The sequence below is a fragment of the Novosphingobium sp. AAP83 genome (genome assembly GCF_001295795.1).
Taxonomy (GTDB): Bacteria; Pseudomonadota; Alphaproteobacteria; order Sphingomonadales; family Sphingomonadaceae; genus Novosphingobium.
In genome coordinates this window covers 26,181-44,199 of sequence record NZ_LJHY01000010.1, presented here as the reverse complement: position 1 = coordinate 44,199, position 18,019 = coordinate 26,181, and the positions used below count along the sequence as shown (strand labels likewise).

Annotated in this window: 22 protein-coding genes; 11 read left to right on the top strand and 11 right to left on the bottom strand. The window is 61.4% G+C overall.

All coding sequences use genetic code 11. From position 1 onward, the window contains the following. Positions 1-46 precede the first annotated feature (46 nt). The 4 genes from IP81_RS05470 to IP81_RS05455 form a co-directional block, all read right to left on the bottom strand. Positions 47-838 carry a hypothetical protein gene (locus IP81_RS05470; protein ID WP_197274530.1) on the bottom strand — a complete coding sequence of 264 codons (792 nt, stop codon included), beginning with the start codon at positions 836-838 and terminating at the stop codon, positions 47-49. 86 nt (positions 839-924) lie between these two features. Beyond that, entirely contained in the window at positions 925-2,328 is a 1,404-nt protein-coding gene (pgmG, locus tag IP81_RS05465; RefSeq protein ID WP_054107075.1) for a phosphoglucomutase/phosphomannomutase PgmG, read from the bottom strand. Between the two features lie 10 nt (positions 2,329-2,338). Continuing rightward, positions 2,339-2,629 carry a molecular chaperone DnaJ gene (locus IP81_RS05460; RefSeq protein ID WP_054106976.1) on the bottom strand — a complete coding sequence of 97 codons (291 nt, stop codon included), beginning with the start codon at positions 2,627-2,629 and terminating at the stop codon, positions 2,339-2,341. Next, the gene (locus IP81_RS05455; protein WP_054106975.1) at positions 2,629-3,450 is read right to left on the bottom strand and encodes a division plane positioning ATPase MipZ; all 822 of its coding nucleotides are present in this window, start codon (positions 3,448-3,450) and stop codon (positions 2,629-2,631) included. The genes IP81_RS05460 and IP81_RS05455 overlap by 1 nt, the downstream gene beginning before the upstream one ends. 98 nt (positions 3,451-3,548) lie before the next feature. Here IP81_RS05455 and panC point away from each other — a divergent pair, with 98 nt between their 5' ends. Next, entirely contained in the window at positions 3,549-4,409 is an 861-nt protein-coding gene (gene panC / locus IP81_RS05450; RefSeq protein WP_054106974.1) for a pantoate--beta-alanine ligase, read from the top strand. Between the two features lie 3 nt (positions 4,410-4,412). Here the strand turns inward: panC and IP81_RS05445 are convergent, their stop codons facing one another. The 3 genes from IP81_RS05445 to IP81_RS05435 are packed head-to-tail and all read right to left on the bottom strand — an operon-like array spanning position 4,413 to position 6,450. Further along, on the bottom strand, positions 4,413-5,261 hold the full coding sequence (locus IP81_RS05445) for a metallophosphoesterase (RefSeq protein WP_054106973.1): 849 nt from the start codon (positions 5,259-5,261) through the stop codon (positions 4,413-4,415). Positions 5,262-5,296: 35 nt separating this feature from the next. Further along, positions 5,297-6,148, bottom strand: a complete 852-nt coding sequence (locus tag IP81_RS05440) for a diacylglycerol kinase family protein (RefSeq protein WP_054106972.1) — start codon at positions 6,146-6,148, stop codon at positions 5,297-5,299. 35 nt (positions 6,149-6,183) lie between these two features. Continuing rightward, on the bottom strand, positions 6,184-6,450 hold the full coding sequence (locus tag IP81_RS05435) for a hypothetical protein (RefSeq protein WP_054106971.1): 267 nt from the start codon (positions 6,448-6,450) through the stop codon (positions 6,184-6,186). 261 nt (positions 6,451-6,711) lie between these two features. Between IP81_RS05435 and IP81_RS20840 the strand changes: the two genes are divergently transcribed. After that, positions 6,712-7,008, top strand: a complete 297-nt coding sequence (locus IP81_RS20840; RefSeq protein ID WP_054106970.1) for a UrcA family protein — start codon at positions 6,712-6,714, stop codon at positions 7,006-7,008. A gap of 91 nt (positions 7,009-7,099) precedes the next feature. On the opposite strand, the gene IP81_RS05425 is transcribed toward IP81_RS20840, so the two are convergent. Then, on the bottom strand, positions 7,100-7,594 hold the full coding sequence (locus IP81_RS05425) for a helix-turn-helix domain-containing protein (protein ID WP_197274529.1): 495 nt from the start codon (positions 7,592-7,594) through the stop codon (positions 7,100-7,102). Between the two features lie 156 nt (positions 7,595-7,750). Here IP81_RS05425 and IP81_RS05420 point away from each other — a divergent pair, with 156 nt between their 5' ends. The 6 genes from IP81_RS05420 (at position 7,751) to IP81_RS05395 (ending at position 12,560) form a co-directional block, all read left to right on the top strand. Further along, on the top strand, positions 7,751-8,107 hold the full coding sequence (locus IP81_RS05420) for a hypothetical protein (protein ID WP_054106969.1): 357 nt from the start codon (positions 7,751-7,753) through the stop codon (positions 8,105-8,107). Between the two features lie 109 nt (positions 8,108-8,216). After that, entirely contained in the window at positions 8,217-8,903 is a 687-nt protein-coding gene (locus tag IP81_RS05415) for a hypothetical protein (protein ID WP_054106968.1), read from the top strand. Between the two features lie 60 nt (positions 8,904-8,963). Then, the gene (gene msrB / locus IP81_RS05410) at positions 8,964-9,362 is read left to right on the top strand and encodes a peptide-methionine (R)-S-oxide reductase MsrB (protein ID WP_054106967.1); all 399 of its coding nucleotides are present in this window, start codon (positions 8,964-8,966) and stop codon (positions 9,360-9,362) included. Between the two features lie 244 nt (positions 9,363-9,606). Continuing rightward, complete coding sequence (locus tag IP81_RS05405; RefSeq protein WP_054106966.1) at positions 9,607-11,697, top strand: transglycosylase domain-containing protein; 2,091 nt, start codon at positions 9,607-9,609, stop codon at positions 11,695-11,697. Positions 11,698-11,792: 95 nt separating this feature from the next. Continuing rightward, entirely contained in the window at positions 11,793-12,035 is a 243-nt protein-coding gene (locus tag IP81_RS05400) for a hypothetical protein (RefSeq protein WP_054106965.1), read from the top strand. A 153-nt stretch (positions 12,036-12,188) separates the two neighbouring features. Next, positions 12,189-12,560 (top strand): hypothetical protein, encoded by a 372-nt coding sequence (locus IP81_RS05395; RefSeq protein WP_054106964.1) that lies wholly within the window; start codon positions 12,189-12,191, stop codon positions 12,558-12,560. Here IP81_RS05395 and IP81_RS05390 read toward each other — a convergent pair. Further along, the gene (locus tag IP81_RS05390; protein ID WP_054106963.1) at positions 12,557-13,147 is read right to left on the bottom strand and encodes a LuxR C-terminal-related transcriptional regulator; all 591 of its coding nucleotides are present in this window, start codon (positions 13,145-13,147) and stop codon (positions 12,557-12,559) included. The genes IP81_RS05395 and IP81_RS05390 overlap by 4 nt on opposite strands. A 164-nt stretch (positions 13,148-13,311) precedes the next feature. Here IP81_RS05390 and folE point away from each other — a divergent pair, with 164 nt between their 5' ends. Genes folE through IP81_RS05375 form a run of 3 tightly spaced genes read left to right on the top strand, consistent with a single transcriptional unit; the run spans position 13,312 to position 15,414 of the window. Then, entirely contained in the window at positions 13,312-13,908 is a 597-nt protein-coding gene (gene folE / locus IP81_RS05385) for a GTP cyclohydrolase I FolE (protein WP_054106962.1), read from the top strand. A 19-nt stretch (positions 13,909-13,927) separates the two neighbouring features. After that, entirely contained in the window at positions 13,928-14,896 is a 969-nt protein-coding gene (locus tag IP81_RS05380) for an NAD(P)/FAD-dependent oxidoreductase (RefSeq protein ID WP_054106961.1), read from the top strand. A 41-nt stretch (positions 14,897-14,937) separates the two neighbouring features. Beyond that, positions 14,938-15,414 carry a PaaI family thioesterase gene (locus IP81_RS05375; RefSeq protein WP_082356003.1) on the top strand — a complete coding sequence of 159 codons (477 nt, stop codon included), beginning with the start codon at positions 14,938-14,940 and terminating at the stop codon, positions 15,412-15,414. Positions 15,415-15,504: 90 nt separating this feature from the next. Here the strand turns inward: IP81_RS05375 and IP81_RS05370 are convergent, their stop codons facing one another. Together IP81_RS05370 and hflC are read right to left on the bottom strand one after the other, a co-directional pair. Then, a complete protein-coding gene (locus IP81_RS05370) occupies positions 15,505-17,037 on the bottom strand; it encodes a Do family serine endopeptidase (protein ID WP_197274527.1) in 1,533 nt (510 codons plus the stop codon). Between the two features lie 129 nt (positions 17,038-17,166). Next, on the bottom strand, positions 17,167-18,018 hold the full coding sequence (gene hflC / locus IP81_RS05365) for a protease modulator HflC (protein ID WP_054106960.1): 852 nt from the start codon (positions 18,016-18,018) through the stop codon (positions 17,167-17,169). Between the last annotated feature and the right edge of the window lies 1 nt (position 18,019).

Genomic DNA, 18,019 nt, shown 5'->3' with positions numbered 1-18,019 from the left:
TAGATAGGTTGTGGCAGGCGCAACCGAAAGGATGGCCTTCGGTGCCTTATGATACCAGGCTCCGGATCGAGAAGATCAGCACGCCAAGCCCAAGCGCGATCCATAGCCCTTTGCCAAGCCAGCCTGGCGCGTTGGCCGCTGCTTCATCCTGCACCCAAAGCGCCACCCGCACAGGATCGAAATGCTGCTCAAGCTCGGGAAAATTGTTCCGAATCTCTTCGAGCAGCATTGCCACATCACCGCGCCGGATGAACAGTCCGCGACGGCTCGCCGGTTGGGCGGGTGTGGCAAGCTCGATCCAAGCTTTGTGCCATGGATGGCCAGTCCTTTGGACGTCCTCAAGGAAGTGCAAGCCACGCAGGCGGCTGTTCAGGAACATAACCGCTGCGCGCCCGCTTTCCTTGCCGCGCTCGCTCCCCCACAGAAATACGCGCGCGGCAGGCTCAAGCAACGGAGCTGACCGCGGCCAGCTATCGCAGAGCAGCTGCGCCAGCCAATCATCAAGCGCGTCAAACGCGGCGGCGCTGACGTTTTCGGCATTGTGCAACACCGCCTTCAGGTGGCCGCGCGCCATTGCCTCCTCCCAGCCTTCGAGCGCAGCCAATCCTTCGCCAGCGGCTTCGGGCAATAGCAGCCTTTGCAGCGCCTGTTCGTGCGCCCAGCCCGGCATTACCGCATCGGCATTCTGTTCCAGGCCCAGCAGTACAGGCCGCGCAAACGGATCGCGCGCCATCGCAATGGCTTGCTCGGCAGGGGCCTGGGCCGCAGCAAAGCCTCGCGTCACATCCAGCGATTGCGCGCTTTCGCCCAACCGTGTCGTCAGCGTGGGTTCGGACATGCCCTTTGCCTCGGGCGCGCCGAAAAGCCAGTTTGCGTTTGCGCGCTTGGGTCCGTCCTGGTCTGTCATCTGGCTCAAGATGGTTATCAGTGGCCGAATTGCGAGCCGCGCGCGATGCCTGATGCATCCAATTGCGCATCAACGTGTTTGAGCAAGCGTGAAAGGCCCGCATCGCTGCGGCTTTCCGCGCGGACCACCAGCACATCTTGCGTGTTGGACGCGCGCAGCAGCCACCACCCGTCGGGGGTGTCAACACGCACGCCGTCAATTTCGTTGATCCGGGCACCTTCTGCGCGCAGCCGCGCCGCCACTTCGGCAACGACGGCAAATTTGCGCGCTTCATCAACCTGAAACCGCAGCTCGGGTGTATTGATCATTGTGGGCAAGCTTGCGCGCATCTGCGTGACCGATTTGTTCAGCCGAGCCGTGGCAGCGATCAAGCGGGTAGCCGCATAAAGCGCATCGTCGAATCCGTAGTAACGATCGGCAAAGCAGACATGGCCGCTCATTTCGCCGCCCAACAGCGCACCAGTTTCGTTCATTTTGGACTTTATCAAGGAGTGCCCGCTCTTCCACATTAGCGGAATGCCGCCAAGCGCGGAAATCCGCTCAAACAGCGCGCTACTGCACTTCACATCGCCGATGATTATTGCTCCGGGCGAGGTTTGCAGCACATCTTCCGCAAAAATGCTTAGCAATTGATCGCCCCAAATCGTGCGGCCAGCGCTGTCGATTACTCCAATTCGGTCTCCATCTCCGTCGAATGCTATTCCGAAGTCGAGGTTTCCCGCCGCGACAGCCTGCACAAGATCGGCAAGGTTTTCCTCCACAGTCGGATCAGGATGATGGTTGGGGAAATGGCCGTCCACAAACGTAAACAGCAAAGCATGGTGTCCGGGCAGTCTGGCAGCCATAGCCTCGACCACGGGGCCAGCGGCGCCGTTGCCAGCGTCCCAGCCGATGCGCAAGCCCTCCAGCGCGGATCGGTCGACGCCGTCCAGCCCGCCGAGCAGGCGACCAACGTAGGCATCCATGATGGCAACATCGGTGACGGTTCCATTGCCCGATACCCAACGGCCTTCATCGGCGATGCGCCCGAGATCGATTATATCGGCCCCAAAGAACGATCGTCCTTCAAGTACCGCTTTGAAGCCATTGTGATTGGCGGGATTGTGGCTGCCGGTTACCTGAATGCCGCCCTGTATATCTGGAAGTGAAGCGGCAGCGAAATAGAGCATCGGGGTTGGCCCCATGCCGATCCGCACCACATCGATCCCGCTGGTGGTAAGCCCTTCAACCAGAGCTTGCTCCAGCACCGGCGAACTTAACCGCCCATCATAGCCCACCACAACGCGCTTGCCGCCAATTTGCGCCACCCGCGTGGCAAAACTGCGCCCGATGGCGTGCGCATCGTCCGGCCCCAGCGTTTCGCCAAACACGCCGCGAATATCGTATTCGCGCAGGATCGAGGGATCAAAACTGTGGCGCATCGCCTCGCGCTTAACCGTTCCGGCGATCACCCAACCGGGCAAGCAGCAGGTCGCGGGCAGCATTGGCTTCGTAAACAGCCTCATTCGATCCACCACGATCGGGGTGGACCTTTGTGATCAGGCGGCGGTGCGCTTCGATCACCTCGTCATGGCCCGCAGAGGTTGAAATGCCCAACAGGTTGCGCGCTTTGGCTTCGTTGTTCTGGCGAGGATCACCCGCCAGCAATTCCCACGGCCACCGCCCCGACAGCATTTTGCATGCGATGCTGACAAGGGCGACAAGCGCAAGAACTTTGAACATCAGGCCGCGCTCTCCAGCGTAGCCTTGGCCGAGTCCGCCTTTGCCGATACCGGCAATTTCAGGCCGGCGACCAGCGTGCGCAGTTCTTGCCGGGCAACAAGGTGGCTGGTGCCCAGTTCGCCCAGATGCCCCTTGTCCAGCAAGGTCAGCCCTGACGGGAACAATTCGCGATAGATCACGCGTTCGGACAAGCCGCTGGCAATGCGAAAGCCCACGCGCTTGGACAATTCGGTGAGCGCGGTATCGATGCGGCGCTGGTTTCGCGCTTCGGTATAGCCGGTGCGGTTGCGCACCACGACCCAATCCATTTCGCGGCGGGCATTGGTGATCGTGGCCATCGCCCGCTTCTTGCGCGCTTCCCAGATCAGTTCGGCATAGAATGACAGGCGGCGCACTTTGAAGGTTTCGGCGTCCACCTGCCCGATCAGATCGAAATCGACGAAGCTGTCGTTCAGCGGCGTCACCAGCGTATCGGCGCGGGTGGCTACGTGACGGGCCAGCGGATCATCACGGCCGGGCGTATCATAGACGATGAAATCGTGCGTTTCAGCCAAGCGGTCGGTCAGGGCGTCAAGCTCTTCGACGCTTTGCGCGTCATAGACTTCGAACGTAGCGGTGGGCAGCGCGATGGCCCGGCGGCGCATGGTTTCCGCACGATTCTCAAAATAGCGGTGCATCGTGCGCTGGCGGGCATCAAGATCAATCGCGGCCACGCGCGCGCCCTGATATGCCAATGCCACGGCCACATGGACCGCCGTGGTCGACTTGCCGGTGCCGCCTTTTTCGTTGGCGAAGACGATGCGGTGGGGGCCATTCGACAAGGGCGGTACTCTCTTTTGTGGTGCGCGGGCCGGGCTTGCGGGAGGACGCTTGCCCTCCTATCGCCCTTCCCATCAGACTTAGTGGAGAGGGGCCTCGCGTGCAAACCATCAAACGGCTTGTTGAGCTACGCGAAGCGGTCGATGCGCTCAAAAACGGGGGAAAACGTGTCGCGCTTGTCCCCACGATGGGTGCGTTGCACCAAGGACATCTGACGCTGGTGCGCGAAGCGGCCAAGCATGCTGACCATGTCGTCGCCTCGATCTTCGTCAATCCCCGCCAGTTCGGGCCGAACGAGGATCTTGATGCCTATCCGCGCCGGATGGCCGCCGATTCTGCGCTGCTCGAAGCAGAGGGCGTGGCGGTGTTGTGGGCTCCCACGGTCGATCAGATGTACCCCGATGGCTATGCCACCAATGTCTCGGTTTCAGGGGTGAGCGAGGTGGCTTGCGGTGCGGCACGGCCGGGTCATTTCGATGGCGTGGCCACAGTGGTGTGCAAGCTGTTCAATCAGGTGCGGCCGGATGTAGCGCTGTTTGGCGAAAAGGACTGGCAGCAACTGGCCGTGATTCGCCGCATGGCCCGCGACCTTGATCTGACCTTGCCCAAAACCGATGCCATCATCGGCGTGCCCACCGTGCGCGAGGCCAGCGGCCTCGCCATGAGCAGCCGCAACCAGTATCTGACTGCGGCCGAACGAGATCAGGCAGCGGGGCTTTCGGCGGCGATGCGCAAAGCGATTGCGGCGATTGAAGGCGGGGCGGATGTAACGGCGAGCCTATCCGCGCTCAACACCGATATCCTCGCCACAGGATTCCTGTCGGTCGATTATGCCGATTTGCGCGATGCGGCGACGCTTGCGGAATTGGCGACGTTTTCCGGCCAGCCTGCCAGACTGTTGGTGGCTGCGCGCATGGGGGCTGCGCGCCTGATTGATAACATGGGGCTTGGCGGCAACTGATTTTCAGTAAACCGGCGGATCAACCTCGGGCACGGCCCCTACTGGCGCGACCGGCTCACCCTGTAAGCGCGGAGGCATCGCGTTTTCAGGCACATCATCGATCTGCATGTCGCGCGTGGACACGTGTTCAAGGTTGCGCACGCGCACTGTGATATCGCCGCCGGTCAGCGTAAGTTCGTTGAAGCTGGGCGGGGTGGAGCGCACGCGTTGCGACAAGGTGCCCGCGCCGATCATCCGCACCGGACCATTGGGTGTGGGGTGAATGAGATCGAACGGATCGTGGACGTGGCCAGAAAGAACCGCGCAGACATTGCGGCTGGCCAGCGCGGCCAAAGCGCGGCTGCCGCCCCGGGTCAGCGCTTTGCCGCGTGTTCCGGCCTCAACCAACGGATGATGGCACGCCACCACTGCGCGCGTGCCGGATGGCAGAGCGTCTATCGCAGCCAGTGTCTGGTCCAGAGCGGACTTGCCGACGGTGCCTTTCGACCAATTGAGCCGCCACTGCGCGCGGGCTGTGGTTTTCAACGGAATGATCACCATGCCGGGCAGATCGAGTTCACGCTCCAGCAGCGATTTTATCGCATGGAACCGGCGATAGGGATCGAAAAAGCGTTCGATAAGGTTGAAATAGGGCAGGTCGTGATTGCCCACTTCGACCGTCACCGGCACGCCCAGCGACTGGATCCACTGCACCGCAGCTGCATATTCGCGGTGACGCGCGCGCATCGTCAGATCGCCCGTGATCGATACGGCATCAGGCTTTTCGGTTGCGATGCATTGCGCCACCCAATCGAGCGCGCGGCGATCTTCCAATCCGAAATGGATATCGCTGATATGGAACAGGCGGGTCATGACGAAAGGGGTGATTGCCGTTCACGCACTGCGGGTCAATCCCCGCCGTGTTTTGTCGAAATAAAGTCTACCGGAAAGACAATGCGGGTGAACTTTTCGGTCGTGCCGCCCTGGCGGCGTTCGCCATCAATCATCAACGGGATGGGACTTGTGCTGGAGCACTCGATCGCTTTGAAATGGCCAAGATCATCGTGTGGCCCAAGGCGGAAATCCCGCTTGATCAGCATCGCAAAGCCTTGCGCGGCAAAATCGGCAAGGTCGTTGAAGTCGTACCCCTCGACCCGCAAACCATCCTCTTCCGGCGCCACGCGCAGCGCGCGATAGCCGTCTGCCTTGGCGGCGGCGCAAGTGGCGATGGTTACCCCCGCGCCTTCGCGTGTTTCGCGTAAAGCTATGGAGAAGGTTTCGGCAACTGCGCCCAAATCGAAGTCGCGCACGCTTTCGCGCACATCGGCCCACATCGCGCCGGGGCCGGCCAGAACCTCGACCAGCGCAGTGCCTTGTGATGTGCGAACGGCGGGTCGGGGGAGGCGGTCATATGTGCCAGCGCCAAGACGGGCGATGACATCTTGCGCGGTAACATCACCATGCAGCGCTTTGGACAGCAGGTTCATCGTGCCGCCGGGAAGCACCAGAATCGCGCCATCCCAGCCTTCGGCCTTGGTGGCCGTAGCGTTGATTGTGCCATCACCGGCAAACACCGCCAGAGTCTTCACGCCTGCCGCGTCCAAGGCCATGCCAGTGGGCAAGTCCTCGTCGGGAAGGCGGATGAGACGCATGGGCTTACAACCAGAAGCACCGAGCAACGCCGCAAGGACTTCCACCGCCGCATCGGTATTGCTGCCGCTTGCGGCATTGGTGATCAGCCAGAGGGGAGAAAGGTCCATCGCAGCGGATAAACCCGCAGGCCAGGCGATTGTTCCTAAACCCTGTCAGTCAGGATCAGGTAGGCTGAAAAACTGTTGAGCACCGAATAGACAACATAGGCGATGGGGCCGCTTACCACGCCATCGGCGGCAAACATCAGTGCGGCAAACAGCAGCATGAATTCGACGATCATCGTGAAGCGGCCACCCAATGCGTGGTAAAACCACGGCATTTTCCCAAGCATGGGATGGCCGCTGTCCATGACGGCGCGGTGGAGGGCAAAGTTGCCGATGCCCAGGAGGAAGGTAATCACAATAGCCATTGGCGCAGACGATATGACTTTGTTGGTCAAATGTCACACGTGCAGTTCGTAGACCGGAAATTGCTGTTCGTCCGGTGCGGGCGGCGCTCGTCGGACGCTAGGGAAAGCTGGTCGAGGCAGGGGCGAACGCGTGCACCGGTGCGCGTAGAGAGAATGCATGCGGTGGCTAGCCAGTCCCCATCGACCCCCGACGCCAAGCTGGCCCGGTCATCGCAAACTCTCTCGCCGGATGTGCTCCGGCCCTTTTTGAAGGACGACGCCATGATCCGCAATTCTCTGATCGCCGCCAGCCTGTTTGGTCTTGCCCTGACGGCCAGCCAACCCGCCTTTGCCGAGACCCGCCTCGTGGGTTACGCCGATCTCGATCTGACGACGCAGGCAGGCAACGCCAAGCTTGACCAGCGGCTCAAGCGTGCTGCCAAGAAGGTATGTGGTCTCAATGGCACGACCAATCCGCTGCGCGAAGCGGCGGCCAACCAGCAGTGCTTTGCCAAGGCCTTTGCCGAAGCGCGCCGTGCCAAAGTGAAGGTCCAGCAGACGATGCTGGCAGCGCGCTAAGGCCTCGCGATCCACCCGTTTGCCCGGCCGGATTAGTCCCCCGTCCGGGCCAGACTCAAGGGGTCGTCGGGTGGCCGATGACCCCTGCTTTTTAGCCGACGTCCTGAAGTTTGAGCGGGGCTTTGCTGGCGTCGAGTTCGCCCCGATCCCGCCACATCAGGTCTTCGGGCGAAAGCGGGCGACCGTCCTGGCCGCGAATGCCGATGGCGGCGATGGGCAGGCCATCGCGCGCATCGCACAGCACCGGGTTGGCGGGTACGCCAAGTTGCCACTTTTCACCCCACTGGCGCAGCGCGAGCATGGCGGGCAGGAGGTCCAGACCTTTGGGCGTCAGGCGATATTCGATGCGGCGACGATCGTCGGCGCAATGTTCGCGCTTCAAAATGCCCACTTCGACCAAGCGCGACAGGCGGTTTGACAGGATGTTGCGGGCAATGCCGAGGGCTTCGAGGAAATCTTCGAAGTGGCGCACGCCGTTGAAGGCGGCGCGCAGGATCATGAATGACCAGCGTTCACCCATTGCTTCGAGGGCGAGGGGCAGGCCGCATTGGGCGATTTCATGCAGGGGTTCGCGGAGCTTTTCCATGGTTTAGTTGATGTAACACATGCGCAGAGTTTTTATAAGTTTTTAGTTGCAACTAAAAACTGGTCATTATAGGTAGCGAATCGCAACGGAATTGGCATCCTCTCCAAGCATAGCGCTTTTCCGGTGCCCCAATGGACCACATTCAGGGGAAACCACATGATTTCAGGAAATTATCGCGGAACTGCCCGCAAGCTTCTGCCCGCTTTCATAGCCGTGATGGCTACGACAGCCAGCTTTGTATTGACCGCAGCGCCAGCGCGCGCGGCCACTAACGGCCCGTTCTATTCAGCCACGCTCAGCCGCCCGATGGATGGTGCGCAAAAGGTGATCCAGAAGGGCGTCTTGTGGAAGTGCGAAGGCGCTGCTTGCGCTGCCCCGCGTGACACTTCGCGCCCCGTCATGGTCTGCGCGCGGCTAGTGCAAAAGGTCGGCCCGGTCACGCGCTTTGCCACACCGCAAGGGGAACTTAACCCCGAAGACCTTGCCCGTTGCAACCAGTCCGCCGCCGATTGATCCAAACTCCAGCGCGCGCCAGACGCACACCCTCTCTGGCCCGCCAACCTGAAAAGACCGCGAACAGCATGACTATTCGCGGTCTCTTTTTGTGCGTACCATAGCGGTTATGCGCATTCTTGCTGCCTTGGCGCTTCTGGCTCTTTCATCTGCTGTTACCGCACAAACAAGTGCACCGCCGGTGCCAGACTTGTCGCGCCTGAGCGAGGACCACCGCGCCGCGCTGCGTTGCGCGGCGGCCTTTGCGATTGTTGCAACGGTGCAGTCAGGTGGCGAAAGCCTTGCAGGATGGCCGCCGCTGAGCGTGCGCGGCAAACGGTTCTTTGCGGATGCGGGCGTGGCAGTGATGCGCGAGGCCGGGATTGATCGTGCCGCCGTGCGCGACCTGATCGCGGGCGAAGTGCGGGCGCTTCAGACCGCAGCCGAACCCGATGCGGCGCTGGCCGCGCTGGCAAAGCCTTGTACGGTGCGGCTGGATGCTGCGGTTTCCCCGCTTGTCACGCCCGGCTTGCGCCAATGTGCCGCGATCATGACGCTGGCCTATGACGAGATATATGCCCGCGAAGGCTTGAGCGCGGCGGCACGCGATCTGAAAACGCTGGCGTCGGTCCTTTCGGCGCGGGAACGCGAGGCCCTGATTGCAGCGGGCAAAACCGGCGGTGAGGCAGATCGCGCCATGGCCGAAACGCGCGAGGCCATTGCCGCAGAAGCAGGCGATGGCAAAGGTGGCATCGACAAGTATGAAGTGGCGCACTGCTACACCCTCGCCAAGCCGGACGAGAAAACACACTATTAAGGGTAGCGGCATTGAGCGGGGCGCTGTGGCCCCCCATATTCGCGGCAAAGGAGATACCGCATGCCTGACAAACTCAACTTGTCCGAAGCCGAATGGCGTGAACGCCTGACGCCCGAGCAGTATCACGTGCTTCGCCAAGGCGGCACCGAACGCGCGTTTACTGGCGCTTATGAAAAGAACAAGGCGGCTGGCGATTACACTTGCGCCGGATGCGGCGCGCCCTTGTTCAGATCCGACACCAAATATGACAGCGGATCAGGCTGGCCCAGCTTCTATGCGCCGCTGGAATCCGATGTGGTTGATGAACATCGCGATACCGCCCACGGCATGGTTCGCACCGAAGTGCGTTGCGCACGCTGCGACGGACATCTGGGGCACGTGTTCCCTGATGGCCCTGCGCCCACCGGCCTGCGCTATTGCATGAACAGCGCCTCGCTCGATTTCATTCCCAAGGATTGAGGTGATTGCGGCGTTGGCAATCACAACCTTCAGCTTCGGCAGCTTCGCTTCCTCGAAATGACGAGGCTATGTTTGCGATGGACATAATCGCCAAAAGGCCGGGGGCGTCAGCGAGCGTCTTGGCGCAATCGCGAATTAACGGTTAACCCTGCGTTACGATTGCCCTATGCATAGGGCAGCAAGGTGTTTGGGCGGTCATGGTTGACCATGCCTGCGCCAAGATGAGGGAAGCGGTACAAGACTGATGGCCAGACGGGATATTCCCCGCCGCTCTGATGGCGGCCGGTCTTCTCCGCAACCTGCACAGCCCTCGGCGTTTCGCCGGTGGATCGGGCGGCTGTTTGTGTGGGGCACAGGCTTCATGCTGCTTGGTGCGCTTGCGCTGGGTGTCGCGGTGGCGGTGACGGTGCGTTCGCTGCCGGGCTATCAGGAACTGAAGTCCAGCCAGACCGGACAGATGATCGTGGTGCGCGCGGCAGACGGTTCGGAAATCGTCACACTTGGGCCAAGCTATGGCAAATGGGTGCCTTACGAGCGTATTCCCCAGCCGATGAAAGATGCGATGATCTCGGTCGAGGATCGTCGTTTCCGCAGCCACTGGGGCGTTGATCCGATCGGCATCGTGCGCTCTGTCATGGTGCGTGTAGAAAAAGGCGCATGGCGGCAAGGCGGATCGACGATCACGCAGCAATTGGCGCGCAATATCTTCCTGAACAACAACAAGACCTTCGGGCGAAAATCGCGCGAATGGATTTTGGCGCTGGCGCTGGAGCAGAAGTTTTCCAAGGACCAGGTGCTCGAACTCTATCTGAACAAGGTCTATTTCGGCGGTGGTGCTTATGGCATCGATTCGGCTGCGCGGAAGTTTTTCGGCCATCCGGGGGAAGAGATCACTCTTCCCGAAGCGGCGATCATTGCCGGGCTGGTCAAGGCCCCATCACGCTATTCACCCACGGCAGATGCGGATGCGGCGATTGGCCGTGCGGGCGTGGTGTTGCAAACCATGGTCAGCAATGGCGTGATCTCTGCCGATGAAGCCGCCGGTATCAACCTGAAAAAGGTCAAGATGGTTGAAGACCGCGACGCCCAGAATTCGGCGCGCTATTTTACCGATTGGGCACTGCCGCAGCTTGATCTGATCCTGCCGGAAAATGACCAGCCGATTGAAGTGTGGACCACGCTTGATCCGGTGATGCAGCGCGCAGCGACTGCTGCAATTGCTGGTTTTGCGCCCAAGGGCGCACAGGGCGCGCTCGTTTCGATGGACCGCGATGGCGCGGTGCTGGCGATGGTGGGCGGCACCGATTATGTCAATTCGAACTACAACCGCGCGGTCAATGCGGTGCGCCAGCCGGGTTCGGCGTGGAAGCTGTTTGTCTATCTGACTGCGTTGGAGGGGGGCTATACCCCCGATGATCGTGTGGTGGACGAACCGGTGACGATCGAAAACTGGACTCCGCGCAACGATGGCGGGCGCTATGCCGGTGAGATCGATCTGCGCACCGCCTTTGCCTATTCCAAAAACACCGTGGCCGCCCAGTTGGGCAACGAGGTGGGCTTCGGGCAAGTGGCCAACATGGCACGGCGTTTGGGCATCACCACTCCGATCAATACCCTGCCATCGATGGTTCTGGGATCATCGGATGTGCGCGTGATCGATATGGTTCGCGCCTTTGCCGTGGTTCAGGCCAAAGGCATGTCGGTTGCGCCATTCGGCATCCGCAAAGTGACGACGACGGATGGCGAACTGCTGTATAGCTATCGCGCCGATAACCCGCAGCAATTGATACCCAATTATGTGGCCGCCGGGATGACCGACCTGATGCAGACCGCGGTAAACATCGGTACCGGGCGCGCAGCGCAGATTGGCCGCCCCGTTGCGGGCAAAACCGGCACGACATCTTCCAACAAGGACGGCTGGTTCCTTGGCTTCTCCAGCGGGATCACCACGGGCGTGTGGATGGGCCGCGATGATGCCAAAGCGGTTCCGGGCCTTCAGGGCGGTGCCGCACCCGCGCGCGCCTTTGCGGCCTACATGAAAGTCGCCACGGCCAAGCGCCCGGTTGAAAAGTTCGATACCGAGCTGAAACTGCCGCAATGGCAGCTTGAGCCGGATGACGAAGCCATGCTCGGCAATCCCGATGAATACTTCTATGTCGATGAGCAGGGCAATCTGGTGGACCCGTCGCGCCGGGACCGTGAGCCTGCGGTCGAGACATTTGACGATTCCAATGTCACGCCCGAAGGCGTGCCGGATGAAGCGCCCCAAGCGGCCAATGACGATTTCCTGAACCGCGCCACCGGCCGCCAGCGACCGCCTCAACCACCGCAATAGGGCGACTGGGCGCTTATCGGGCCTGCGCGCAGAACCTTTTGTGATTCAGCGCGTTATGTCTTCAAACGGGAACGCTCTTCCCAAGGAGACAGGATATGGGCTTACTGAAATGGGCGGTCGTTGGCGCGGCCGGTTATGCGATTTATCGCGCATCGCAAAGCAGGGACGCGGCGACCGGCCACGCGGCCTTTGCCGATGGCGAAGCCACCGACCACAATTTTTCGCAAGTCCGGTCTGCCGGTGTGGAAGGCATGCGATCCGATCCCGAGCATTGGGACCGCACAGATCAGGCCTCGGACGAGAGCTTCCCGGCGAGTGATCCGCCGGGGAGGTACTGAACGGGGCCAAAGCATTTGTCAGGCGGGTTCGAGCAGCAGGCTGGCGGCGGCGGTGTTGCCGACCCGGATCAAAGTTCGGGTGGCAGAAGTTAGCGCCCGCTTAGGTAACGTAACGGACTGTTTGGCAACGTGGTTAACCGCTAGTCTGCGCAGATGCCCTTATCCAACGCCGAACGCCAACGCCGCTATCGCCAACGCCTTAAAGCGCGGGCATCGGGCGATGCTGTGGTGGATCAGGCGCGGATTGCGGTAGAGCGGGCGGTGCAGGCGCTATGGGCCTATCATGAGCGGCCCTCGCCCACGGGCGTTGCGTGGAGCGCGATCGACGGGTGCCGGACTTTGGGCGAGTATCGTTCTGAGTTGGAGCGATCACCCAGCAACTTGTTGCAGGCGTGCCGCGCGTTCTTGCCGGGGTTTGAAGGCCTTACTCTTGATGAGGCGCGGGCTGTGGCCGATGTGATCGAGCTTGCCGATGCCTTGCGTCTGGCACCGGCGGGCAGGATTTTCCTTCCGGAAGCCGCTTAGAAACCGGCTTCGATAGCGACGCGGATCGCATCGGCGCTGGTCTTTACATCCAGCCCTTTGAGCACGGCAGAGCGGTGCATCTTGACGGTGCGTTCGCTGAGCGAGAGCTCATATGCGATCTGCTTGTTCAGCTTGCCCGAGGCCATGAGCACGAGGATTTCCTTCTGGCGGCGGCTGAGGCGCTCGACGCGTTCGGCTGCGCCATTGCGGCGGATATCGTTGGCGTGGGCCTGATCGGCGGCCATCTCGACTTGCGAGCCGAGGTAGTATTCCACCTCGCCCGCAGAATCGAAGATGGGGGCGACCATTACGGCATTGCGGAACGGGGTGCCGTCCTTTTTGTAGTTCAGGATTTCGACCATCACGGGCTGGTGTCGCCAGATGCCTTCGCGCAGGATCAGCGCCTTTTCAGGCTCGGTCCCTTCGCCGCGCAGAAAGCGGCAGTTGCGGCCGATGATCTCCTCACGCGGGTAGCCGGTGAGTTCAACGAACGCGTCATTGCAGGCAATAATCGGGTTGTCCGGTAAACGCGGGTTGCTGATGACGGCTGCCGTCGGGCTGGAATTGATCATTTCGGCTATGGACATGGACCTTACATACGCCTGTTTCCCCTGCATTCCAAGCCGTGCCCTTTGGTCCGTGTTGTTCCCGATGGGGGTGGCGCGCATTCGGTCAACATTGCAGCAACACTGCCTGCCGGAGTCCTTGGCCGATGAACGTACTTTCCCCTTCCCTCGCCGCCTCCTCCGGCATGGCTGACGTCGTTGGCGAAGATGGAAAGATCGTGGTGCCCGATGAAGTGCAGGACGCAATCCGCACACTGTTGCGCTGGTCAGGTGATGAGCCGGATCGTGAAGGTCTGATCGATACGCCCAAGCGGGTGGCGCGGGCCTGGCGGGAGTATTGCAGCGGCTATGCCAGCGAGCCCGGCGTGCACCTTTCGCGCACGTTCGAGGAAGTGGGCGGATATGACGATGTTGTGCTGCTGCGCGATATTCCGTTCCAGAGCCATTGCGAACATCACATGGCCCCGATCACGGGCACGGCATCGATTGCCTATTTGCCCAAGGACCGCGTTGTTGGCATTTCGAAGCTGGCGCGCGTGCTGCACGGCTATGCCCAGCGCCTGCAAGTGCAAGAGCGGCTGACCGCCGAGGTGGCGAACTGCATTTGGGAGAATTTGCAGCCGCATGGTGTGGCTGTGGTGATCGAAGCGCAGCACGGATGCATGACGGGCCGCGGGGTGAAGACGCACGGCGTGGGCATGGTGACCAGCCGCATGCTAGGGTGCTTCCTCAACGATGCCAGCAGCCGCAAGGAAGTTTTGTCGTTGATGGGACGTGGTTGAGCCACGGGACACAGTGACAATGCGTGTTGCAATCGTTGGCGCCGGCATGGCCGGCCTATCTTGTGCGGACCGGCTTAAACGCGCCGGCCACATGGTTTCCCTGTTTGACAAAGGCCACAGGCCGGGGGGCCGGATGTCTACCAAGCGGCTGAATACGCCACTGGGTGAGACACATGTTGACCATGGCGCGCAGTATTTCACGGTGCGCGATCCTGCCTTCATGGCCCAAGTGGCGCGCTGGTCTGCCTGCGGAGTGGCTGCGCCGTGGCCTGCCGCCGGAACCGGCGCTTGGGTTGGCGTACCGGGCATGAGCGCGGTGGTACGCGATCTGGCCGATCATCATGACGTGACGTTCGGCTGGTGCGTGCGCGGACTGGTGCGGCGTGACGGGCTTTGGTACTTGTCTGGCGAGAACGCTGACGGCGAACGGGCGGATGCCGGGCCGTTTGATACGGTGGTGGTGTCGCTTCCGCCCGAGCAAGCCGCAGCGATTGTCGCGCTGCACGACCTGTCGCTCGCATCAACCGCATTGGCGGCGCGATCACAGCCGTGCTGGACAGGGATGTTCGTATTTGACGCCAAGCTGCCGACCGGACGCGATACCGTGCGCGACGCGGGATCGATTAGCTGGGCGGCGCGTGATTCGGCAAAGCCGGGGCGCAAGGGTCCGGAAACGTGGGTGGTTCAGGCCAATCCCAACTGGTCGAGCGCGCATATCGAAGAGACCAGCGACATGGTGGCCGCAGAATTGCTATCGGCCTTAAGCGGCGCGCTTTCCATCAAGATGCCCGAGCCGGTGACGGCGATTGCCCACCGCTGGCGTTATGCGATGTCTACCGGAAGCAATCTGGGAGCGCTGTGGAGCCCGCAATCGCAAATCGGCATTTGTGGTGACTGGCTGCTGGGGCCGCGCGTGGAGAACGCGTGGCTTTCGGGCAAGACACTGGCCAGCCAGATCATGGCGACGGTTGAGCAAGCTGCGGCCTGAATGCTCTCGACAAGCGACTGTGGCTGAGTCAGGGGGGTGGCATGAGCGATCAGGATACCCCTTCGAGCCAATCCCCGATCCGGGGTAACTTCTTGCCCGAAGATCAGGCCCCGTGGCAGGGCTGGTGGAAGTGGGCAGGCAAAGACCCGTTCGAAGACGCGAGCGGCCCGTTCTTTGTAAAGCGGGATGAGCGCGGGATCGTGACGGGATTTTTGCCGGACAGCAAGAACGTGAACGGACACGGCACCGTTCACGGCGGCGCACTGATGACCTTTGCCGACTATACCCTGTTCATGGTGGCCGGAAGTGGCGGCGATGAAGTGTACGGGGTGACCGTGACGATGAATTCCGAGTTCATCAACGCGGCGCCCCCCGGCCAATTGTTGACCGGGCGCGGCGAGTGCACCCGCGCCGGACGCAGCCTGATCTTTGTGCGCGGCACGATTTCTTCGGGCGATGCTGTGGTGATGAGCTTTTCCGGCACGATCAAGCGCGTGAAGGGCACGTCCGCGCATTGATGGCTTTGCTTTGTGGCATGTTTGATTGCCAAACAAAAAGGGCCGCTCCGGCTGGAGCGGCCTTTCTTTTGTCGGATATCGGCCTGCGGTTTAGCGCAGGCGCACCGGCATGTAGGTGGCGGGCTGGCCACGGCGCTGGATGCGCAGCAGCACGGCTTCGCGGCCCTCGGTCTTGGCGGTGCGCACGATCTTTTCCAGATCGGCCAGGCTGGTGACAGCAACGTAATTGGCTGACAGCACAATGTCTCCGCGCTGCAATCCCTTTGTGGCGGCATCGGACGATCCATCTACTGCCGTGATCACCACACCCTTGGCATCTTCGCCTGCACCCAATTGCCGCGCGATTTGCGGGGTCAGCGGGATGGCGACAAGGCCGAGCGATGTTTGCAGAACGCTGGGCCCTTGCTGCGGCTTGGCAGCAAAAGTGTCCTCGTCCTGCTTTGCATCGGGGTCAAAACTCTGGTTGGCCAGCTCTTCTTCGGTCGGGCGTTTGCCGACGACGGTTTGCACCGTCATGCGCTGGCCGTTGCGCAGCAGTTCGATCGGAATACGCTTGCCAGGTGCGGTGTTGGCGACGATGAACGACAGCGTCTGGTCGGGCGAGACGTCCTTGCCATCAACCTTCACCACCACGTCACCGGCCTCGATACCGGCCTTGGCGGCTGCTTGGGCAGGTTCGACAGCCTGGATGAATTCGCCGCGGTTCTTGGGCAGGCCCAGCGATGCGGCAAGGTCTTCGGACAAGGGCTGGATGCGCACGCCGAGATAGCCGCGATCAATCGCTTGCCCTGCACGCAGCTTATCAACGATGGGCGCTGCAACTTCTGCCGGAATGGCAAAGCCAATGCCGACCGAGCCGCCGGTGGGGGAGAAGATGGCGTTGTTAATGCCGATCACGTTGCCCGCCATATCGAACATCGGGCCGCCCGAGTTGCCCCGGTTGATCGAGGCATCGGTTTGCAGATAACGATCATAGGCAGAGCCTGAACCGGTGTTGCGATAGACCGCCGAAACGATCCCTTGCGTCACCGTGCCGCCAAGCCCGAACGGGTTGCCGATGGCAATGACCCAATCACCGACGCGGGCTTTGCGCGAATCGCCGAACTTCACGAACGGAAAGGGCTTGGGCGCGCTGATTTTCAGCACGGCAAGATCCGATGCGGCGTCCTTGCCGATTAGCTTGGCGGGGTATTCGGTGCCATCGGGTGTGGTAACAGTGATCGATTCGACCTCACCCTGTCCGTCAGCCGTGATCACGTGGTTGTTCGTGACAACATAGCCATCAGCCGAAATGATGAAGCCTGAACCCAGCGATTGCGCTTCACGCGTTTGCGGAGCGCCGCCACCCTGACCACCGCCGAACAGATCGCCAAACGGTGTGCCAGCAAACGGATTGTTCGCCTGCACTTTCACGCGCTGGCGTGTGGAGATGTTGACCACCGCAGGTTGAAGCTGCTGCGTGAGATCGGCAAAGCTGAGCGGCGCACCGGGGCGCGGCACCATCGTGCGCATCTCTGCCTGATCGTTTTGCGCAACTTGCGCGCCAGCAGGGAGGCCTGTCATCAAAGTCAATGCGCTGCCAGCCAGAAGCAGCGCTGAAGTTACACCGTAAGCATATCGCACGTGGCTGATCCTCTTTGTCTACAAGGAAGCCCGAGGCGGGCATCCTTGACGTCGTCAGTGCCTATTTCACGCCGTTCCGCCTGAACGGATTTTGAATGACGGCGTTCATGTTTGTTCATCAAGGCCGGTTCACTTGCCCCGGAATTGCTTAAGGTACTCGTTATCCGGCGAAAGAATGATCGATGTGCTCGAATCTTTCTGCCGGAACGTAGCATCGTAGCTTTGCATGGCGCGGTAGAAATCGTAAAACGCCGGGTCCTTGTTAAAGGCATCGGCATAGGTTTTCGCGGCAGTCGCCTCAGCCGTGGCGCGGATGATCTGCGCGGTTTTCTGGCCTTGGGCGCGCAGTGTTGCGGCTTCCTGCTGGCGCGCGGTGGCCATGCGAGTGAAGGCTGATTCCAGCGGGCTGCCTTCGGGAAGATCGGCGCGCTTGATCCGCACATCGATGATCTGCGCGCCATATTCGCGCGCTTCACGGTCAAGCCCGGCGCGGATTTGCTCCATCGCCTTGCCCCGGTCTGCGGTCAGCAGCGAATTGAAGCTGCGCTTGCCCAGTTCCTGCCGCAGCGCCGAATTGAGGATCGGCTGGAGCTGCTCGGTCACCCGTTCGGTTGTTCCGGCGGTTTGCACCATGCGCACCGGATCGATGATGCGGAAGCGGGCAAAGGCGTCCACTTCAAGGCGGCGCTGATCGGCCGAGAGCACCTGCTGGCGCTCCATATCCAGATCAAGGATGCGGCGGTCGATTTCGACCACTTGTTCCATGAACGGGATGCGCCACACCACGCCCGCGCCGGTTTGCCCGAATTCAACATCGGGGCGGAAGCGGTTGATCACGCGATCGGGCTGGCCCAGACGCACCACCACGGCCTGCGTCTTTTCATCGACGACTTTGAGGCAGCTTCCCGCTGCGACGAGCGCGACGGCGGCAGCGATGATAGGCACCCTGTGGTCATTCCACAGCGTTTGCAGGAAGGTCATG